Source organism: Arthrobacter sp. Y3223164, from assembly GCF_059091005.1.
Genome location: NZ_JBNHGF010000907.1, coordinates 1 through 375, shown reverse-complemented (window position 1 = coordinate 375; position 375 = coordinate 1). Strand labels below are relative to the sequence as shown.

Genomic DNA, 375 nt, shown 5'->3' with positions numbered 1-375 from the left:
ACGGGCGGCGACACCGGCCAACGGCAGCGCCGCCAGCGCGCCCGCCAGTGCTATCGCCATCGTGGACGTTCCCGCCAGGGCCTCGCTGCCGGTGAGCTCCACGGCCAGCAGCGAGCCGATGGCCAGCCCGGCGCCGTGGCCCAAGCCGCTGAACAGCTGGGCCAGGGACAGGGAAACAACGACGCGGCGCTGAACGGCCCTCGTGCGAGGGTCTGCGTTCAGCGCCGCGTCTGGTTGCTGGGTCACACGCCGATCCTAGTCGACCTGCAACCGGTTAAACCGCCGTTACTCGGTGTCGGACTTGGCGCGCTCGGCCTCCGACTGGACGCGCTCAGCGTTGGACCGGGCCGGCTCGGCGTCGGCCCGGGCGGCCTC

At 72.5% G+C, this 375-nt stretch carries 1 pseudogene; it reads right to left on the bottom strand.

What is annotated here, in order from left to right:
* Positions 1–246 (bottom strand): annotated as a pseudogene (locus AC5RUJ_RS18665) (MFS transporter); the annotation flags it as partial.
* Between the last annotated feature and the right edge of the window lie 129 nt (positions 247–375).